We start from the raw sequence: 19,501 nt of genomic DNA on the forward strand, positions 1-19,501 counted from the left end.
CTACCACCTGGGCATGACCATGGCCCAGTGGGCGTGCGCAGGCATGATGGGGCTGGGGCAGACACAGCACATCGAGGCCGGTGGCCCCAACGATTACCCCAGCTTCCTCGATGCCTCCCTGCCGCTGCCCGACCTGTGGGGCAGCCATCCTGTCGGACCACTGCCCTGGCTCATCGAAGCCAAGGCACACCGGCGCATAGGCCTCCCCGCCCTCAGGGAGGGGATGGAGCAGCTTCGTGGTGGAAGCGCTCTCATGCACGGGCAGCCCCACATGCAGATCCTCTGTGGCACCTCGCTGCCCGCCCTTCAGAGCTGGGAGGAGGACCGTCTGTTCATGACCGTGGATGCCATGCATGTCCCGGGAGGGCCCACGCGGCCTGGCCGAACCACCCCCGTTCCCCCGGACCCGGCTGGCAGCGGTTCCGAAGCGCACATCGCAGAGGACAATGACGCGCTCTTCCTTACCGCGCAGTCGCAAATGCTGGTCTACCGTGCCCTTGCACGCGGAGTGGTGGAGGACCTGCGCATCGTCCCCCTCAGTTCCTCCCGTGGGACGCGTCAGCGCAGTGGTACTGGCTCCCTTTCTTGCATCGAAGAGGACGAAGAAACCCAGTTCGTCCGTCAACGTCTCGTCGAAGACCCTCCCGCAACCGAACAGCAACTGCGCGGCCGACTAGGCGTGGCTGACTTCATCGCCGGCCGCATCCCGGGCACCGGAACGCATGTGGGCATGTCCCGTCGCCTGTTCTCCGCATGCCGGTGGTTGGACCAGCTACAAGTCAAAGTGGCACTGGAGGAAGAGCCCCGACGAGACCCACAGCCAGACAGGCCGGCCGTGTCCTGGGAGGACGAGGCTCTGGAAGCGGAAACGCGCGCTGTACGCATGAGTTACCACGAGCGACTGCGGCACAGGAATCTGAGTGGAACCGTCCGTGAGGGCTTCAAGCAGGCGGAACGCTTGCCCTGGAGGGCACTGCTGGGAGACCGCGAGCCTGCCGTCAACTGGCGTCGTGGAGGCCTGCTGGAGGGGGCCACTGCGGAGACCTACATCGCCGTCGAGGCAAGTGACCCCGTCCTCCACAGTGTCCAGGACTGAAGGGCCTCCGGGACCAGGCGGATGAAAGTTAGCCTCGCCGCGCCCCCTTCACCCCTCTTGCCCGCAGCCGGGCGGGTAGGGGCCGGGTAGCCCCAGTTCCGCAAGGATTCGGTTCGCCATGTCGAAGGACCGGTTGCGGGGACCGTGCGGTATGGAGGTGGCGGACCCGAAGCTTCGCTGTACCGCCAGTGCCCTGGGGCCCACCAGACCTGTGAGCCGGTAGTGGCGCCACAGCGGTGCGGCCCCTGCCGCGTCGACGACGACCAAGTCGGGGCGGCGCCACACGGCCAGCGCCCAACAGCCATTGGCCGGGCTGCCGGTGGCCCAGGCTCCTACCAGTGGTGCGCCTTCGGCGGCACCGACCGCTACCAACGCTACGAGCGCGGGATTGCTGAAGCGGCCGACGGCGTGGAGCATGAACCGCCCGTGCCGGTGCACGTCGCGGCCCCTCTCCGCGAGGGCCGAGACCGCGTCGTCGAGAGGGTCGTCCTGAACCACGTCGCTCGCCACGGACAGCACGTTCTCCGGCGCGACAGTGGGGCCGAAGGCGTCTTCGAGCAGAGACGCGTACTCGGTCACGTAGGTGGTGTCCGCCGCGGGAAGGAAGTGGCTGACCGCGGCGGACGCCTCGTTGAAGGCAAGGGTCTCCGGCGTCACTTCGTAACGCGGAGCATGAGCGCGGAGCACGGCAAGGGCGACTGCGGCAAGACTTCCGACCTGTGGCTCGACCCGGCCGGGGACGTCGCGCCCGTCGAGGGCGCGCACCGCTCGGGAGAGCAGTGGCAGCCAGCTGGTGTCGGTCGGGTGCCACGCACCCCCGGCCACGGTCCACAGGGTCAGCCGCACGGCGAGCATCCGCTCCGGGGGGTGCAGGCCCGAGGCCTCGGCGACAAGGCGTTCGATCCAGCGCCGGTATCTGCGGCAGGACTCCTGCCCGGCCTGCCGGAGATCAGGCACAGACGACGCACTCGGTTCCCTGGCGGGTGCTTCGGTGTGCTGCTCCGTCGACACCGTCTCGGCGTCGTCCTCGTCGAGCGCCGCCTCGACATCGTCGGTGAACCTCTCGTCCCAGGTCACCGCCAATAGGTCGTGGAAGGGGGCTTCCACACCGACGGGCAGAGGAAGGCCCAGCGCGAAGCGGGCGAGCGGGTGGCCGACACGTCCGGCGCACTCGTCCAGATAGTGCTCCCAGCCCTCCTCGTCATCAGGTGTCTGCACAGCGGCAGTCGCGCGGGGAGCACTGCTGACCACAGCGGTGGGCGTTGGTACCTGCTTCAGCGCAGTCCGCAAGGCTTCCAGGTCACCCAGGAAGCGTTCGGCGAGCCGTGCATCCGTGAACAGGTCCGTCGGCTGCGTCGTGGGGGCTTGTGCTTGGGCCAGAGTCAGTCGCCGCAGGACGCGGTCGGCATCCACGACGAAGACGATGTTGCCGAAGCTCGGGACACCCGTGTCGTCGACGGTCACCAGGCGTACGCGGCTGCCGGCGTCCGCCGCAACCGTCACGGTGGCCGCGGCCTGTCCAGGAGCGATGTCCGCGATTCGCTCCCACGTCTCCGGCGGGGCCGCGGCTGCGGACAGCTCCAGATGGCTGGTGACGGGGAGTGGTCGGGCGAGGCTGACGTCCAGGCCGTCGATCACGCGCACGGCGCCGAGCAGCAGCGGTCCGCCGTTGCTGCGCGTGCGCGGCAGGAGCGGTGCTGCGCGCAGCCGGGTGACCGGCTCTTCGGTTCCCTCCGGAAGCAGCGAGGTGGAGGTCGGGGTGATGATCCCGAGCTCGCAGTTGCCGCCCTGCCCCTGATGGAGCAGCAGGGCTGCGGAAGAGAGGTTGGGGCTGCCGGTCAGGGCCCAGTGCCGTCCTCCCGAGGCCCATTCGACGAGTTTTCCGTGGCGGTACCGCTGTCCGTTGTCGCTGACGATCCGGCCGCCGTACTGCTGGACCAGTGCGGCGGCCGACTGCCCGTCGAGGTCGGTGAGACCGGGTTGGTAGGCGAGGGTGAACCGGCTCGGGCGGAGACGAGCGAGCAGACGTCTCAGCGCACGGCCGTCCCGGTCGTGGAACGGGGCGAAGAGGGCCAGCTCGTCGACCGGCTCGTCGGGCAATTGCTCGATGATGGGGGCACGCAGGCTGCTGACGACACGCGTCTGCCCGTCCACGGAGGTCCTGTCGCGGTGGAGTCGCTCCAGTAGCGTCGCCACCCGTCGCATGGCTTGGGGGACGCCGGCCGAGAACCTCACCTCTTCCGGCAGGTCACGCAACCAGGTCGCCAGTTCCGTGACTGCGGCGGGGCTCTTGTCGTCGCGCACGCGCAGGACCGTCCACAGCTCGGCGTTGGTCTGCCAACCGGCAAGGGTGGTGTTTCCCGAGCCGAGTGCGATGGTGGCGTGCTCCCGCCCGGCCAGGACCATCAGCTTCGGGTGGAACGCGGCTCCGTCTGCATAGGCGAGCCCGGCCAGGTAGCTGTGTCCCGCCCTACGGACGGCTCTGGGGTCGGACCGCGCCACGGTGACGTCTCCGACCACGGTGACACGGGCCCCCGTTGCCTGGGTAACGCCGAGTGTGATCTCTTCGAAGAAGCCGAAGTCGGCGGTGAAGCTCAGGAACAGTGCCTCTTCGAGAACCTGACCGCCTCTTCGGGCCTCGTCGAGGACGAGCGTCAGCGGTGATGCGATCGTGGACGGCTGCTCGGTGCTCGGGGCCGGTCCGGTGTCAGGCAATGAGTTCCTCCCCCTGGCGAGTCACCGACCAATGCTGTTCGTGGAAGTGCAGCACGCCGCACGTCGCCAGGACGGTACCCAGCTGGTCCAGCCGCAGGCCGACGTCACCACGGCCCTCCTGGCTGGTCCGGTACAGGAACCCGCCCCGCTCGTGCAGGCGTGTGGGCAGCCACAACGAGCCGTCGGGGCGGCGTCGGGCCTTGGCGAGTGCTATTCGCTGCGACCGCGCCACCAGGTCGTGGACGAGTCGGCGTGCCGTGTCGCGCAGCCCGGCGGACCGGGCTTCATCCAGTCTCCGGCCGACCCACTCCGGCCCAAGCTCGACACCGCGTCGGCCGAGGAACGCATCCCGGACCCGGCCCGAGAGCTCGCCCGCCCGGCGTGCTCCGACGGCCAGCACGCGTAACTCGATGAGCGGCAGGGGCTCCTCCGCCCGTCGGAGGTCGAGCTCGGCGGGCAAGGGTGCACCAGTCGTGCTCTGCGTCGCGGGGAGGGAGGAGACGAACTCGGCCACGGTCTCGTCCGGCAGCGCCTCGGCGAGGCGGTCGGCCAGTTCGTCGGTCGTGATCATACCGTCGACCTGCTCGACGAGCCAGGACCACAGGCGGCGCCAGGCGCCGACGGAGTAGTTCCTCAGGACCACCCCCCGCCAGACGGGCGCCACTCCGACGTCCCTGGTCACGGGATCCGTGGTCAGGAACTGGCCGAAGGCGAGCACGTGGCCGGCGTCCCGGGTGAAGCGCAGGATCGGGTGGGTGGCGATGATCCGCGCCAGTAACCGGATCGTCTCGCGTCGTGCCCGCGACCGGGGGGCGGTACCGGCTTTGTCCGACGCGCACATGAGGCGTGCCAACCAAGTTCCGTCAGGATGCTCACCGCCGGCGCACACGCACAGCTTCGCGCCGAACGGGACCAAGTCGTCAGTGCGCAGCTCCTTCGCGGCAGCCAGTTCGAGCAACTCGCCCAGGCCATCCCTGACCGCCGTCGCGTCGAGGCGTGGTCCGGGCAACGGCATCCTCCCGGGGCTGAGGATGCCCAGGGCAGTCTCGGACCCCGCGTACGGGCCCCAGAAACCCCAGGAGTTGCGCACATACCCGTCCTTGCCCGGAACTGCAGAATCAGCCACCGTGACCGTCCCGGAACGGAGCCTCTGGGCCAGGGCATCCATGCCGTGGGCACGCGGCAACCACTCGAGGCCCTGGGGGTGATGGGCGAACGACACGGCGGCCAGTGCCACCTCAGCGCGGCGCAGCAGTTCCTGGGCGGTCGCACTGGACATCCCTGCCGCATCGGCGTGCGCCGCGATCAGGCCGTGCAGAGCGTAGTAGCGCGCATGAGGCGTCACCGCCGTTACACCGGGCACCAAGTGATCGACCATGCGCATCACGTGGCGCTCCACCGAAAGCGGGTAGCGGCCTGCGGCAACGTCCAACCCCGAACTACTCCACGCCGGGCCACCCACTATCCCGGAACCGTGCCCAGCCCCCTGCAAGGCGGTCACCGGCTCAGCCACGCAGTCCGGAAGGGCTGACGGAGCCAGGTTCTTGGCCGTGTTTCGTGCCGCGCACGACGATCAACTACGTACGGTCGCCCACAGGGATGTGCCACCCGATCCCATCCCCCAACGGAATCCCTTCGCACGCTCTGCTCCCAGCACCGTCCGACGAGCCGCTCGCGGTCAGCCATTGTTGCGCATCTTTTGGTGGGCGGATGCGAACATTGCCCACTGAGTCCGGCCGGGATGGGAACCGACTCGGCGCTTTCCCTCCGCGACCCGAGTCCAACCGCGCATCGGTCCTGTCGCCCCGTGGGCGCCTAGCCGACCAAGGCTGAGGGCAGCCCGTAGATCGGCCCACGGGGCGGTGACGAACTCCGCGGTGCAGGAGTTGGCGCATGCATGAGAGACGGACTGCGCCGATCAGGCGTTCCTGCACCGAGGAACGCGAACGTACGGCGGGTGATGTTGGCTCAACGCAGCCGGGACACCGCTCCTGAGTTGGCGCTGCGGCGGGCACTCCACGCGCTGAGCTTTCGCTATCGCGTTGACCTGCCGCTTCCGGGCTTGCGCAGGCGACGTTCAGATCTGGCATTCGTGAGGTGGCGGACCGTGGTGTTCGTGCAGGGATGCTTCTGGCACGCGTGTCCCGAGCATCTGCACACACCGGTGCACAACGGGGAGTGGTGGCAGGAAAAACTTGAGGGCAACGTTCGACGGGACACTGATACCGATGCCCACCTCGTCCAGCTTGGGTGGGTGCCCTTGCGGATCTGGGAGCACGAGACCGTCGACGCCGCCGTGAGCAAGGTGCTGGAGACGCTCGCCCGCCGAGGGCACCCGCGGGCGTTGCGAATCCTGAGTGGGGTCGACTGACGAGCAGGTGGACGCCATGGCGTGCTCTCTGCGAACCGGCTGAGGGGAGGTGTTGATTAGCGGGAGGGCCTGCATCACGTAGCTTCCATAAGCCGCAGGTCAGATCCGCACGAGCGGCTTACTGAGGCGGGCCTCGGCAGCAGAAGGCCAGCGCCGATGCGGCGGGCGATACCGGCTCAGGCACCTTCCTCACGGCTCGGCCCGGAAGCCCCTCCGTTTGGGGCAACACGATCGCCCGGATGGCCCGGTTCGGGAATCTCCCATTGCGTGTGGTCGGGCCAGAGCAAGACGCCCAGTGCACCCTCGAGGTCCACGACCGTGAGCATGTCGGGCCAGACGGTGCCGTTGAGGACGTTGGTGATGACCTGCCGGTTGACACCACTCCTCTTCGCGAGGGCATTGGCGCTGATCCCCAGCTCCGCCATCGCCTCAGCGAGCTTGCGGGCTATGGCCTGCGCGACCAGAGCGCCTCGATGCGGCTCCATCACGGCGTGCGGCCAGTCGCCGTCGATGACGAAACTGCTCGGCTTCTTGGCACGTCTGATTCCTCCAGGCACCGCATCAGTGTGACTGAGACGCCTCCGGGTGCGCCCCAACCCCTCGCATGCTACTTGTATAGCAAGTAACCGAATGTGACTCCTCGGGAAAACATGCACGAATCCGACCGGCGAGCGGTGCAACGGCCCGCTCGAGATGCCCTTGGGGGCCCTGCTATGCGAAGCCCTCGGCAGAACGGCCACGGTGCGGCTCGCATAACCCGTCGATGCGACCCGGCAACCCCGACGGTCGGCTTCCGCCAGGCCGCCCACCTGCGGGATTCACCCGCCGCGGTGTGCGTTCGGTGTCGCGCGAGCCACCGAGGGGCCGTTCACGGAGCAACGCCCTTGCAGAGATTGCGAGTTGCCTTGCACTGCAAAGTGGTCGATTCCTCTGCATCACTGCACTGGCCTGCCCTACGCTGCCCAGGCGCCCATCTGTGCGCGGAGGCCACAGGAGGGGCGATGCCGGGTCAGGGATCCTCAGCGACAACCGCACCGTTGCGAGAATTGCCCACGTACCGGGTGGTCGCGTCGGAGCAGATCACCATCGCCTGCACGATCGGCACCCTGCCCCAGCCGTTCTCGGTGCACGACGTCAAAGCGAAGCTGGGGCTGGATGCCGGGCGCGTCGGCCTCACAATGGCCTTCTTCGAGTACTCCGGGCTGGTCACCAACGCTCCGGGCAGGGGCATGTACCTCGCCACTCGCCCGGCGAATCGGGTGGCAGAGGAATGGGCGAAGGACGCCGAACTCGGCAAGGCGGCACTGCGTAAGGCATGGAACCAGACGTGGTTCACCAAAAGCGCGCGGAACAGGCTCACCCAGGGCCCTGGATTGCGCGACGGAGTGCACGCCCGCTTCATGAAGCTGGTCGGAGGCGGCACCACGCATCGCCGGTCGGTCGACAAGCTCATGGAACTGATGATCCTGTCCGGCCTCCTGATCGAGGAGCCCGAAGGATTCGTGCGCTGGTACGAAGACGCGGCACCCCGTTCTCCTGAGGAATCGCCCGGTCCCCGGCCGGAAGATGAGGAACTAGGCCATGAAGGCTGTGCGGGCACCTCGCGAGACGACAGGCAGTCGTACCCCCACGGCAAGAAGCACGGCCAGGCGGGGGAACCCCCTGCGGGGCAAGGCGTCGGTGCAGAGCAGACACGAGCCTCCCGCAGCCCCCGGGGCACGCACGACGACGCTGTCCCCGTTTATGAGGACGACCCGGCCGAGCTCCTAACCGACCCGCTCTGGCTTAAGTACGTCCGCCACATGACGCCGGACGAAGCCACGGAATTGCATCGACAGCTCCACGGGGTCCTGAACGTCCTCGCCGAGGTACGCGCTCGCGCTCGGACCGACACGGGTACTCCGACCGTGGAACTCGATCAGCCCCTGCACCTGTCGGACCTGGGGCGGGTGAGCTTGCAGACCTGGCTCGCCGTCTACGCGTCCAGCAGGGAGATGTCTGCGTTCATCCCCTCGATGAGGAGCCGCCAGTCGACGCCCCAGTCATGAGTTCGGGTCCGGAGATGCGCTTCCCCGGCTAAGGATCACGCCTCTCCGGACCCGCCACCGTCACCCCGTAAGCCTCACCGCGGCGCCAACCGCGAGAAAGGGGGGCTTTGGCGTGCCCTCACGCAGAGCGAGAGCCACCAGCCACGGTAGCGCGCCAGCGCGCCGTGCCCCATGCGTTTCGATGATTCCCCAGCTCACACCCACGCTCCATCGAAGTCGGTTCGGCCCACGAGGAGGCGGCCGTGCGTAGCGTCACCCTGCGGGCGGCCCTACGCCAGGCCGCCCGACAGTGGCAGGAGAAGGTCGCGCGCGGGACACTCAGCGCACAGACGGCGGACTCCTACATCACCAACTCGGAAAGGCTTCTGCGGTTCACTCTGGCGCTCGGCCTTGAGCGCCTCGATGACGTCAGCGACACCCTTGCCCAAGCCTTCATTGACGCGCCCGGGCACGACCGTCAAGGCCGGTTGGTCCCCTGCCCGGCGGACAGTACCCGCCGGGTTCGCCGCTCGTCGGTCGACGCCTTGTTCGCGGAGGCCCGGAGACTCGGACTGACCACCCGAGCACCGCTCTTGGACCTCCCGCCGATTCCGCGCTCGCAACCGCGGCCCACCGGCACCCTGACCGACACCGACGTCGACCGACTCCGCTTCTACGCCGAGCGAGGGATGCCGCAAACCAGGCACGCCGCCGTACTCGGGCTGCTCCTGTCCGGTCTCCACACCGGCGAAATCGGCCTGATCGCCACCACCGATCTGGATCTCGACAACTCCAGGGTCTGGGCGGTGGGCGCTGCCCGGATCACCGCCCGGTATTGCCCGCTCGAGGATCCGTGGAGCCGGGAGGTCCTCCGCCTGCGCCTCGAGTATGTCCAGCACCAGTCGAGCTGCGACCGCCCCGAAACGCTCACCACGAACGGTCTCGCCCCCGCAAACCAACTGCAGTCCAGTGTGTGCACGGCCTTCGGCGAGGTCGTACGCGCCAGCGGAATCGCCCCGGAAGGCCGGTCCGCCACACCGCGGGACGTCTCCAGCTGGCTCGCTGCGAAGATCCACTCGGAGACCGGTCAGATCGCGGATGTCGCGCTGCGCCTCGGGCTCTCCTCGCTGGACCGCGCCGCAAAGCTCGCCGGCTACGAATGGCGACCGTCAGGGAAGTTGGCCTGATGGGGACGCCGAAACGACGCCCCGCCGTCTCCAGGCCCAGGGCCAAGAAGAAACCGGACTACGTCATGGGCCCGACGCCCAAGGACGTCTTCAGCTTCAGCCGCCCCGAACCTCCCGGCCCTGCTGCCCGGCCCCTCCCCGCGCTGGAGCGTCTGGAACTCCTCGTCGCCAACCCTGACCTATACGACGTGTCAGACAAGGTCTACCCCGGACGCGCTCCGGGAACGCCAGGCCGTCGCCCCGCGTACTCGCCGTTCGTCTACCTAATCCTTCTCGCCTCGATCTCGATCTTCGACACCGCCGAGATGGCCTGTGCCAACTTCCAGCACGAGCACATGTGGAAGATCGTCCGCGAGGGCGTCCGACAGCACCGCGGCGACGCCGCAGCCGACGGCCTGCCCGAGACGGGTCCCCAGCGGCATCACTGGCACGACTTCAGGCCCAAGATGCTCGACGCGCTGCAGGACCTTCGAGAAGCCAGTCGAGACACCTGGATCAACCAGGCCCTCGCTCAGGGAATGCTCGCCAGGAAACGGCGAGGCACCCTGGTACGCCCCCACCGCAGCCAAGTCATCACCGGCGACGGAACAGTCGTACGGCCCGCCTCGGACCAGACCGAAGAATTCACCATCGACGAGAGGACCGGGGTACCGCGGCGCCACCGGGTCGATCCGGACGCCACCATCCAATTGGAGGGCGGCAACCGAGAAATCTACGGCAACAAACTCGTCTCATTCTCCGTCCGCGACGAATGCTCGCCGCACAGCCGAATCATTCTCAACACGGACACCGCTCGGCACCAATCCAAGGAATTGGATCCGGACCGTCAGGAAGAAGCCAGAGTGGCCGTCCGTCTCGCCATGGAGATTCGCACACGCGCCCCTGGTAACCACACATTGGTCTACGACAAAGCCTGGCGCGGTATGCACCGATCTCAGCTGATCAGAGCGGGATTCCTGGTGTTCACGCGTCAGTACGACGGACTCAGACCCCAGCCCCTGAAGAAGTATCGCTATGAAGCCACCGGATGCACCCACGACGTCTACGCGACCGAAGGACGCGCTTGCGAGCGCCTGATCACCGTGGAAGGGAAAACTCTATACGCACCGATCCCCGTTCGGGAGATCGAATACAGAAATGGGGGAGATAGCCGTTTTTATCACGTTCTCGAGTTGCACTGTCGACACGGTGCCCACGTCGAAAGAATTCCGGTGTACGAAACCCAGGAAGACAGATCGCTGGATCCAAGGACGAAGCGCATGAGGTTCAACAGGACCGAGCACCTCCGAATCATTCCGCCAGGCACCGAAGCCGGAGAACGCCTGATCGGGTTCCGCCAGGACAGCGAATCCGGATTCTCGACCCTGGATGAGACACACCGCCTCCGACGGATCCCCGCGTACGGAGCCGAGGGCGCTCTGCTCGTCTACATCGGGTACGCCTGGGCCAAGAACTCCGTGGCCCTCGGCATCACCCGCCGGACACGGTAGCCACGAGGCCGTCGGTGCACGTCACCGCACGGCACGCTCCGCCGGCCGGTACAGGAGGCTCGGCACACACGGGCGGGGCCCCACAACAGCAGGGCATGACGCCTCGGTGCGCTGCCGCAACCGCTAGACTGTGCGCGGTGCACCACTCTGGTGGGGCGCCCTGTGGATGTCTGGGCCCCTCAAGGGTCGGGATCCGTCCGATGCGGGCGGATTTCCAACACCTTTGCCCACACATCCCCGCCTTCGTAGCTCAGGGGATAGAGCACCGCTCTCCTAAAGCGGGTGTCGCAGGTTCGAATCCTGCCGGGGGCACCAGCCAAAAGGCCCCGGACCGATCATGGTCCGGGGCCTTTTGACGGCACCATTTGACGGCAGTCGCCTCTCAGGCGGCCGGTCGCCGTCGCTTGAGCAGCCGGTCCATGTGGCTGATCGCTTCCCGCTGCGTGTCTTGCACGACGTGCGTGTACACGTCCATGGTGATGCTGATCTGGCTGTGTCCGAGGATCTCCATGATGACCCGGGGGGCGACGCCGGCGGCCGTCAGCAGCGTGGCTGTGCCGTGCCGAGCGTCGTGCAGTCGAACCACTCGGAGCCCGGCGTCACCCGCGACCCTGGTGAAGGATCGGTAGACGTTCCGCGGTTCCACCGGCCGCCCGTTCCTCGTAGCGAAGACATAGCCACTCTCTGACCAGGCAACGCCCGTACGATCGAACGCCTCGCGCTGACGCAGCCGATGCCAGCGGAGCGGAGCGAGGCACAGCGCAGGCATCGGCACCACGCGGCTACGACGGCTCTTGGGGTCGTCGTCGTACAGCTCGCCCCTACGACGCTGGGTTTGGTGGCGGACATGGAGCACTCGGTTGTCCAAATCCACATCGGACCAGCGCAGGCCCACAAGCTCACCGCGTCGCAGGCCCATTGCGATGGCCAGAACGAAGGCGGCGTACAGGGGGTCCTTCCGCGCCGCCTCCAGGAAGGACAACGTCTCTTCCAGGGACCAGGGCCGAATCTCCCGCTGTTTGACTCGTGGTGGTTCCACCAGCGAGGCGACGTTGCGAGTGATCAGTTCCTCCCGAACGGCCGCCGTGAGGGCGGTGCGGAGTACGCGGTGCGCCTCCTTGGCAGTGGCGGCCGTGTGCGTGTTCTGCACGCGGGTGATGAAGCGGCGCACGTCGGCGACGCTCAACGACTCCAGCCGCTTCGTGCCGAGTAGGGGCACCAAGTAGAGCCGCGCGTGCGTCTCGTACTTGTCGTACGTGCTGAGCTTCCGTCGCGGCTCGACGTAGTTCGCGAGCCAGTACGGCAGCCACTCGGAGAGCTTCGCAGAGCGGGTAGGGGTAGGGATGCCCTGGCGGTCCCGTCGCACCAGCTCTTGGCGCTTGGTGTCGCACTCCTCCCACGTTGCGCCGTAGACCGTCTTGCGCTTGCGGGTGCCGTCCGGCTGCGGGACGTACACGCGAGCTTCGTAACGGCCGTCTTTGCGCTGCCAGATGCTGCCAGCGCCGTTGGGGTTCCGCTTACGGGAGGCCATCAGGCTGCGTTCTCCTCGATTCGTTCCTGCATGAAGGCGCGCACGCTGTCAGGGGACACACGGCGAGCGCGGCCGATGGTGAAGCTCGCCAACTGGCGCGAGCGGATGAGGTCGTAGACCTTGCTGCGGCTCAGGCGCAGCGCGGTCATGACCTCCGGCACGGTGAAGGCTTCGGGTGTTTCGGGCACGGCGGTGCGCACGTCGAACCTCCGGAATCCGGGCGGGGCGGCCCGCCCCCCTCTGGAAAGTCCGCTACTTCCGCTACCGCCGCTACCTCGCAGGTCAGGGGCCTGTTGGAGGTAGCGGGAAGGGGTAGCGGTAGCGGATGGGTAGCGGCGCGGTAGCGGCAAATTTGGGCGCTTGCCGCTACCGCGTTGTGGCTGGTCAGGCGGTGTTTTCGGTGCCAGGTAGCGGAGGTAGCGGACTTTCGGGGGGTGGGGGGCAGTAGCGGGCCCACGCGTCCCACAGATCGGCGGCGTAGTAGCCCTTGAGGACGCTCCCGGCGGTCTTGATGTTGCGGGAGGCGATCGGCTCGTTGTCCGCCGTCATGTACTCGGTGAGCATCTTGGACAGGCGCCGGTTGTCGAGGGGCTTGCCGTGCAGGTCCGCCCACGGTGCGTCATCGAGGGCGTTGAGCCGGTCGAGGATGGCGACGGTGGGCAGGCGGTCGATACCGACCATGACGTGGTCGCGCAGGTCGGTCAGTAGCCGGACTCCGAGGCTGCCTTTGTCGTTGGCCTTGGACGCGGTCACCAGCGTCACGCACGCGGCGCGCGCCCGCTCTGGCCAGGCGCCGCCGGCCGCGTCGGCGACGGCGAGCAGGGGTTCCCACACGTCCGCCGGCCGGTCGCTGACGCCGTCGGGCATGTCGGGCCAGGCGCCCATGACGAACCCGCGGGCGTGTTCCGCCCACGCGGCGAGCCGGTCACGCAGCGCGTGTCCCTCTGCCTCGTGGACGCGGGCGCGGAAGGCTTCGACCCGTTCGTTTCGTGCCCGGCGTCGCATCCGGATAACGACCGACCGCGTCATGATCGTGTCGGGCAGGGAGCCGAGTCCTGCGACGGCGACCCCGCAGTACGAGGGGAAGGCTTGCACGGTCTGGTTGCCGCCGTCGCCGATGCACCGGTAGGTGACCCCGGTGCGGCGGTGACCTGCGTTGAGGAACCCGCGCAACTCCTCGTTGTCCCCTGCCTTGGGGCCAAAGATCGTGTCGATTTCGTCGAACAGGATCGTGGGCCGGCCGTTAGGGCTGGACACGGACCGGAACAGGGCGGCGGCGGACGCGTTGACCGCCGTCATGGGTTGCGGCACGAGCGTTTCTACGATCTCCAGCGCCCGCGACTTCCCTGACCCCGGCTCAGGGGACAGGAACGCAAGCCGTGGGGTGGAGTCGAAGCATTCGAGCAGGTGAGCGTGCGCGTCCCACAGTGCCACGGCGACATAGGCAGCCTCGTGGGGGAAGACGTTGAACCGTCGGTGGAAGGCTTCCACCTCGTTGAGCAGCGCGGCCCCGTCGATGGCGGTCATGCGGCGGTCCTCCCTTCGGTGAGCGCGCCGGGCGCTCCGGTGCAGAAGTGCTTGTGCGCCTCGTACTCGGTGACCAGCGCGGCCACGGAGTTGGGGCCGGTGGCGGTGTCGGTCTGGCCGCAGGGGCAGGCGTAGGCGGCGGTGGGGGTGTCGCCGTACCGCTTGGACCAGCGGGCGCCGTCGTGGTGATGCCGGTAGACGGGCGGGGCGTAGACGCGGATGCCGGGCCGGTCCGGCGTCGGGTCGCCGTGGGTGCCCTTCTGCGAGTCAGGGCTAGTTCGGACGCCCTTACGGGCGGCGCCTTTCGGCTCGCCCACGGCCGCCGGATCCACAGCATGTGGAGCGGCCTGCGGACCGTCCGGGGCGGTGGGGATGCTCTTCAGGTGGGGACGGGAGAGGGCGCTCATGCCGCATCCCGGCGGCGGCTGTTGTGGGTGATGGACCAGTTGAGGGCGCTGCGCAGCGTCGAGCGGCACTCGGACGCGGACAGGCCGGCCGTCTCGCCTGCCTCCTGAAGAGCCTGCTCGACCACATGCCGGGGGAGGTCGCCCCACGCGACGAACCGTCCCAGAGCGCGCGCCGCCCGGAACAACGCAGCCTCCCGCCCGCCGTGTTGGGCGGTGGCGACGTTCCGCGTCTCAGCGGCGAGTGCTACCTCCGCATATCGGCGAGATTGCCCCGCTACGGCCACCGAGGGCGCCTCAGAGGCTTTGGGGGCGGGTTGCAGGATGCTTTGGAGCCACGAGGGCAGTGCGGCCGTCTCAGGGGCGCTCAGAGCCTCGTAGCGTCCGGCGGGCAGGATGCTGCCGGCGGCGACGACGTAGCCGCCCCACGCGCGAGTGTCGACCGAAGCGGCAACCGTGCCCGCCGTGTTGGCGAGCCGAACCCCGTTCGGCGCGGTGAAGTACAGGTGCGTTCCGCCGCTGGTGGTCCGCACACGGTAGGTGGTGGGGACGGCGTGCCCGGCGCGCTCGCAGAGCGCTCCAAAGGTTGCCGCGCCGTCAGGCGCGTCCGAACTGCCCTTGTGCTCTGGCGTGTCCAGGTCGACCACGACCAGCCCCGAGGGGCCGGTGGCGATGCCGACGTTGAACGGCGCCCGCGACCACGCGGCCCGGATGCGGTCGGGGTCGGTGGTGGCGCGCTGCTCCCACTTGCGGTGTCCGTCGGCGCACTCGCCGGTTCGGGTGCACGAGCGCTCGCCGTGCAGGGCGGGCGGCTTGCCGTTGGGGCGCAGGGGGAAGACGTGCCAGCCTCGCCCGGCGGCATCCAGGGCGGCGTGCATCAGGTGTTCGTTCACGCGGCCACCTCCAACGCGGTGGTGAGGGTGGCGAGGTAGGCGCGGCCGATCCACTCGGTGTAGGCGGGAGGGAGTGCCTCGCGCAGGCGGAGGTGATCCTCCGACCAGTCGATGCCCTTGGCCCACTGGATCTCGGGGACGGTGGCCTTGCCGCCGCCCTTGCCGTAGGCGGCGACGTAGGGGCCGTCGTGGTACTCGCCGTGGCGCCAGCCGCGCACCCTGCCCCGATGCCGGGGGTGGGGCGGCTGCACCGCCGTCCATCCGCCCAACTCGAAGTAGCGGTGCATGAGCACCCCGAGCCCGAACTGTTCACCGCACAGGCGGATGTCCTTGCGGACCTCGGAGCCGGCCACGTTCTCGATCACGTACGGCCGGCCCGTGGATTCCAGGGCGGCGCGTACGGGACCGATGAGGCGGGGGTAGGTGCGGCCGATCGCCGCGTTACGCGCGGCGTTGGTGCCCTTGGTGGGAGCGCCCTCGCCCTGACAGGGCGGCGAGACGTGGATGAAGTCGTATTCGTGGCCGCGGGCACGGATGTACTCGACGACGTCCCCCTGGTGGAAGGCGTCGCCGCAGTAGTCCGGTTGCGGCTCGATGTCCACGCCGGTGATGTGGACGTTCGGGCCGAACGCGCGCCGCAATCCCTTGGTGCCGCCGCCGATGCAGCAGCAGCCGTCCAGCACCCGGAACGGCACGGCCGGTAAGGCCGGTACTCGCCGGATGTCGAAGGGGTGGGTCATGCTGGATGCCTCCAGTTCTGTGAACGGTGCTGGGTGACAAGGGCGGCCCCGGTTCTTGGCGGAATGGGGGGCCGCCCTTGGCGTAGCTAGAGGTCGGGGGACTCGTCGTTGAGCAGGGCGGCGGGGTTGGGGTGGAACGCCTTGGTGTAGAGGCGGACGCGGTATCCGTCACGGGCGGGCCGGCGCTCGATGGGGTCGCACTCGAACGCGGTGGTCAGGGCGTGCACGATCTCGGGTTCGTCGGCGGGGTCGCAGATGATGCGGATGTCGAACACGGGTCTCCTTCGCGGGTGTTCAGCCGTGGAAGTGGTTGCGCTTGATCACGGCCTTGCGGATGTTGACGGTGGTGCCGCCCTTGTGGCTGCTCGCACTGAAGACCTGCACGGCGATCCATCCGCCGAAGATCACGGCCGCGAGCGTGATGAGCTGTGTGATGAGCGCGGTCAGCGCGGTGATGAACGTGGTCAGCAGGAGCAGACCGCCGCACACGGCGAGGAACCCGACGCCCCCGAGGGCGACGTTCACCGCCGCGCGGGAGACGGCCGGTTTCGCGGCGACCGGTTCCGGCTGCACGGGGTTGATGGCGTAGCCGGTGACGACGCGGCCGTCGGGCAGGACGATGCTCGCCACGGCCGGCACCGTGCCCGGCTGGACCGGAACGACGGGCGCCGACACCGGCACGGCGGGCGGTAGCGGGGTCGGGTGGTGGACCTCTACGGCCCGCTCGTAGGGCCCGTGGCGGGCAGGTTCGGGGTACATGCGGAATCCCTTCCGGTACTAGGCCGGGGAGGTGGAGACACCCCCTTCGGGGTGCCGTGTGGAGGGGCGTTTCAGGGGTCTGAGCAGGCAGCCTCCCCGCCTCCCTGAAACGATGTTTGTGCTGATCAGTGCGGGGAGGCGGGCCCGGGGAGGGGTTTGGGGAGTTCTCCCCGCCTCCCCGGGCCGGAGGCTCGTTCCTCCCCGCTACTGGACGGCGGAAGCGGAACCGTCGGTGTCGCGGTTAGCGAGGGCGCGGGCCACGTCGTCGCGGCGCACGACCATGACCCCGTGGGACTTCTTCGGCTCCTCGCCGTGCTCCTCCAGCAGCCGCTTCAACCGGCCGTTGTTCCACTCGCGGTAGACGGCCGTGTCCAGCGCGTGCAGCCGCTTGAGCACCTCATCGGTGCGCAGCCGGGCGGTGTCGCCGATGACGGCCGCGATGTCGGCGAGCGCGTCGCGCTCCTCGGTGTGGTCGACCACGCGCAGGGTGGCGACACCGTCGCGCAGGGCTTTGGCCCTCGCGGCGATCTCTGCGGCCGGTTCGTCGTCGATGAAGTGTGTGCGCACGGTGATGGACGCCTGACCGGCGGGGATCGTGATTCCGTCGGAGGCGACCACGAGGGTTCCCTTGTCCAGGCCCTGCCGGAGCAGGTGAGGGGCGGCGCCGCCGTTGACGGCCTTGTCCCCCAGCGCCATCCGGGACTGGGATTCGGTGCCGACCACGAGGGAGGCGCGGGTGTGGGCGCCCTCGCGGACCAGCTTGGGAAGGTTCTGGTCGGTGGGGTCCTGCGTGCCCTGCCACATCAGCACATCCACGGCACGGCCCTGGTTGTGAATCTTGCGCACGGCCATGAAGTACCGGGAGGTGGCCTTGGAGCCGCCGTAGGGCCGCTTGTCCTCGCCGACGACCGGGCACATGAACGCCAACTGTGCTTCGTCCACCACCACGATCAGCGGCTCGAACACCACGGTCGAGTCCTGGCGGCGTTCCTCGATCCGCCGGTTCATCTCCTCGACCGCGTCCTCAACCATCTCGGTCGCCTGGATCACGTGGTCGTCGGAGGGTCCCTCGATCAGGATCTGTGCGATGCCGTCGAACATGGCCCAGTCCCCGATGCCCTTGAGGTCGGCGATCCAGAACTGCACCGTGCGGTCCAGCGCCAGCCACAAGGCCAGGGAGCGCAGCGCGGCCGTCTTGCCCTGGTTGGACAGACCCGTGACCAGCAGATGGCGCTGATACACGCTCAGCTCCGCCGCGTCCCCGCGCAGGTCCTGCCCCCACGGGGCCTTGCCGGTCTTGTAGTTCGCGGTCATCGTCTCATCGGTGACCAGCGGAGACGGGCCGATCGGCTCGTCCAGAGCCCCGGAGTCGGCGATCCACAGCCGCACCGTCCGCGCCGCCTCGGGGATCGTGATGAACACCTCGTGTTCGTGCCGGGTCAGGTTTTCGGCGAGCTTCCTGCGCCGCTTCTGCACCTCGTCCGTGGCCACGCCGGAGGGAAGCGTCACGTCCACTTCGACACCGCATCCGGCGATCCGGATCGGGCCGAGCATGGAGGCGCCGGCGTCGCCCATCTCCTTGATGGCGGTCTTGAGCGGGGAGATACCGAGGTCGCGCAGGGCCTTGACCACGATGGACGGGGTGATCGGCTCGCCCTCGCCCGATCGGACGTTGACCGGGAGAGCCCAGTTGGGTGCGGCTTGCTGGCGGCGGCCGACGGACCAGAGGGCGAGCAGGGCGAGGAACGGGCCGATCGTGAGGAGCGGACCCCAGACGACCTGCACGATCCGGATGAGCAGGGCGATGAAGTCGATGGTCGCCGACAGCGGCGTGACGACGTCCCCGACCTGACCGGTGTTGATGGCCATCACGACCCCGAGGGCGACCAGGACACCGACGCCCATCCCGGCCCCGACAGCCACGCCCTTGGCAGCGTCGACGGGCGAGTGCAGGAGGTCCATGCGGCGGTGGTGGCGGGCGGCACGGAAGCGCTGCAACCGCTCCTCCCACTCCTGCGCCAGCTCCAAGTTCCCCGCCGCTTCAGCCGCCCGGATCATCCGCTCGTAGCGGGACCCGGTACGGCCGTCCCACGTGCGGCGGGCCACGATCCGCCCGCCGTTGAAGGTGTAGATGCTGTGCCGGGCGATGCCGCGCATGGTCGCCTTGGTGTGCTCGTGCGTGACGCCGTTCTTGATGGCGCGTCCGGAGCGCACCCACAGCGGCACGGGTGCGGGCGGTGCCGGGTCGGGGACCACGGTCAGCGTGGTCACGTTCGCGGTGCCGGCGGGCGGGTCGGTGGGCTTGTGGAGGTGAACGACGTTCTCGGACATGCTGGGAGTGCTCCTGACTGCCCGGATCGGGCGGGAGTCGAAAGAAGAACCGGGGGTGCCGGGGCGGTCGGGTCCGTGGCAGGGACGACCGCCCCGGGGGCAGGTCAGCGGCCCTGACGGGCCTTCTTGTGCACGAGGTACGGGCACCCGTTGCGCATGTGGTCCACGCACTGCGGGCAGTCCTCGCGGGGCTTCAGGTGGCGGTGTGCGCGCCGGTCGTGGGCGTGCTGCCAGCACTGCGGGCACTCGCCAGGAGGCGCCTGCGTGGCGGTCATGGTCACCACCACCCCGACGACTTCTTGGCGGCCTTGGCGCGGGCGGTCTCGGTGATGAGCCTCTGCCGTTCGGCGTGCAGGGCGGTCAGCTCTGCGTTCAGCCGCATCTCTGCGGCCGATCCGGTGGTGTCCATCTGCTGTTCCGCGCGGCCGGT

General features: G+C 68.7%; 18 protein-coding genes and 1 tRNA gene. 6 read left to right on the forward strand and 13 right to left on the reverse strand.

Translation table 11 applies throughout. The features are described from left to right. On the forward strand, positions 1-1,096 hold a 1,096-nt coding region (locus AB0O67_RS29795), incomplete at its 5' end, for a hypothetical protein (protein WP_365456591.1). Between the two features lie 48 nt (positions 1,097-1,144). Here the strand turns inward: AB0O67_RS29795 and AB0O67_RS29800 are convergent. Beyond that, positions 1,145-3,811 (reverse strand): hypothetical protein, encoded by a 2,667-nt coding sequence (locus tag AB0O67_RS29800; RefSeq protein ID WP_365456594.1) that lies wholly within the window; start codon positions 3,809-3,811, stop codon positions 1,145-1,147. After that, complete coding sequence (locus AB0O67_RS29805) at positions 3,804-5,156, reverse strand: hypothetical protein (protein WP_365456597.1); 1,353 nt, start codon at positions 5,154-5,156, stop codon at positions 3,804-3,806. The genes AB0O67_RS29800 and AB0O67_RS29805 overlap by 8 nt, the downstream gene beginning before the upstream one ends. A gap of 552 nt (positions 5,157-5,708) precedes the next feature. Here AB0O67_RS29805 and AB0O67_RS29810 point away from each other — a divergent pair. Further along, positions 5,709-6,182: a very short patch repair endonuclease gene (locus AB0O67_RS29810; protein WP_365456600.1), complete on the forward strand. Its 474-nt coding sequence runs from the start codon at positions 5,709-5,711 to the stop codon at positions 6,180-6,182. Positions 6,183-6,358: 176 nt separating this feature from the next. On the opposite strand, the gene AB0O67_RS29815 is transcribed toward AB0O67_RS29810, so the two are convergent. Beyond that, on the reverse strand, positions 6,359-6,739 hold the full coding sequence (locus AB0O67_RS29815) for a helix-turn-helix transcriptional regulator (RefSeq protein ID WP_359204699.1): 381 nt from the start codon (positions 6,737-6,739) through the stop codon (positions 6,359-6,361). A gap of 489 nt (positions 6,740-7,228) precedes the next feature. On the opposite strand from AB0O67_RS29815, the gene AB0O67_RS29820 reads away from it, so the two are divergent. The 4 genes from AB0O67_RS29820 (at position 7,229) to AB0O67_RS29835 (ending at position 11,201) form a co-directional block, all read left to right on the forward strand. Continuing rightward, positions 7,229-8,230, forward strand: coding sequence for a hypothetical protein (locus AB0O67_RS29820; RefSeq protein WP_365456604.1), 1,002 nt, complete (start codon positions 7,229-7,231; stop codon positions 8,228-8,230). 242 nt (positions 8,231-8,472) lie between these two features. Next, positions 8,473-9,396, forward strand: a complete 924-nt coding sequence (locus AB0O67_RS29825) for a hypothetical protein (RefSeq protein WP_365456607.1) — start codon at positions 8,473-8,475, stop codon at positions 9,394-9,396. After that, positions 9,396-10,886, forward strand: coding sequence for a hypothetical protein (locus tag AB0O67_RS29830; RefSeq protein ID WP_365456610.1), 1,491 nt, complete (start codon positions 9,396-9,398; stop codon positions 10,884-10,886). Before AB0O67_RS29825 ends, AB0O67_RS29830 begins: the two co-directional genes overlap by 1 nt. Before the next feature lie 239 nt (positions 10,887-11,125). After that, positions 11,126-11,201: transfer RNA gene (locus AB0O67_RS29835), tRNA-Arg, on the forward strand. Positions 11,202-11,268: 67 nt separating this feature from the next. Here the strand turns inward: AB0O67_RS29835 and AB0O67_RS29840 are convergent. The 10 genes from AB0O67_RS29840 to AB0O67_RS29885 form a co-directional block, all read right to left on the reverse strand. After that, positions 11,269-12,420, reverse strand: coding sequence for a site-specific integrase (locus AB0O67_RS29840; protein ID WP_365456636.1), 1,152 nt, complete (start codon positions 12,418-12,420; stop codon positions 11,269-11,271). Further along, a complete protein-coding gene (locus tag AB0O67_RS29845) occupies positions 12,417-12,617 on the reverse strand; it encodes a helix-turn-helix domain-containing protein (RefSeq protein WP_030650313.1) in 201 nt (66 codons plus the stop codon). The genes AB0O67_RS29840 and AB0O67_RS29845 overlap by 4 nt, the downstream gene beginning before the upstream one ends. Positions 12,618-12,801: 184 nt before the next feature. Beyond that, entirely contained in the window at positions 12,802-13,944 is a 1,143-nt protein-coding gene (locus AB0O67_RS29850; RefSeq protein ID WP_365456613.1) for a DUF3631 domain-containing protein, read from the reverse strand. Further along, complete coding sequence (locus tag AB0O67_RS29855) at positions 13,941-14,351, reverse strand: hypothetical protein (RefSeq protein ID WP_365456616.1); 411 nt, start codon at positions 14,349-14,351, stop codon at positions 13,941-13,943. Before AB0O67_RS29855 ends, AB0O67_RS29850 begins: the two co-directional genes overlap by 4 nt. Continuing rightward, positions 14,348-15,241 (reverse strand): bifunctional DNA primase/polymerase, encoded by an 894-nt coding sequence (locus tag AB0O67_RS29860; RefSeq protein ID WP_365456619.1) that lies wholly within the window; start codon positions 15,239-15,241, stop codon positions 14,348-14,350. The genes AB0O67_RS29855 and AB0O67_RS29860 overlap by 4 nt, the downstream gene beginning before the upstream one ends. Beyond that, positions 15,238-15,981, reverse strand: coding sequence for a DNA methylase (locus tag AB0O67_RS29865; protein ID WP_365456622.1), 744 nt, complete (start codon positions 15,979-15,981; stop codon positions 15,238-15,240). The genes AB0O67_RS29860 and AB0O67_RS29865 overlap by 4 nt, the downstream gene beginning before the upstream one ends. Before the next feature lie 86 nt (positions 15,982-16,067). Then, on the reverse strand, positions 16,068-16,256 hold the full coding sequence (locus AB0O67_RS29870; RefSeq protein WP_365456625.1) for a hypothetical protein: 189 nt from the start codon (positions 16,254-16,256) through the stop codon (positions 16,068-16,070). A 19-nt stretch (positions 16,257-16,275) separates the two neighbouring features. Further along, positions 16,276-16,740 (reverse strand): hypothetical protein, encoded by a 465-nt coding sequence (locus AB0O67_RS29875; protein WP_365456628.1) that lies wholly within the window; start codon positions 16,738-16,740, stop codon positions 16,276-16,278. 204 nt (positions 16,741-16,944) lie between these two features. Next, the gene (locus AB0O67_RS29880) at positions 16,945-19,071 is read right to left on the reverse strand and encodes an FtsK/SpoIIIE domain-containing protein (protein WP_365456631.1); all 2,127 of its coding nucleotides are present in this window, start codon (positions 19,069-19,071) and stop codon (positions 16,945-16,947) included. Between the two features lie 104 nt (positions 19,072-19,175). Next, positions 19,176-19,346 (reverse strand): pRL2-8, encoded by a 171-nt coding sequence (locus tag AB0O67_RS29885; protein WP_365456634.1) that lies wholly within the window; start codon positions 19,344-19,346, stop codon positions 19,176-19,178. Between the last annotated feature and the right edge of the window lie 155 nt (positions 19,347-19,501).

It is taken from the genome of Streptomyces sp. NPDC086077 (assembly GCF_040686175.1).
Taxonomy (GTDB): Bacteria; Actinomycetota; Actinomycetes; order Streptomycetales; family Streptomycetaceae; genus Streptomyces.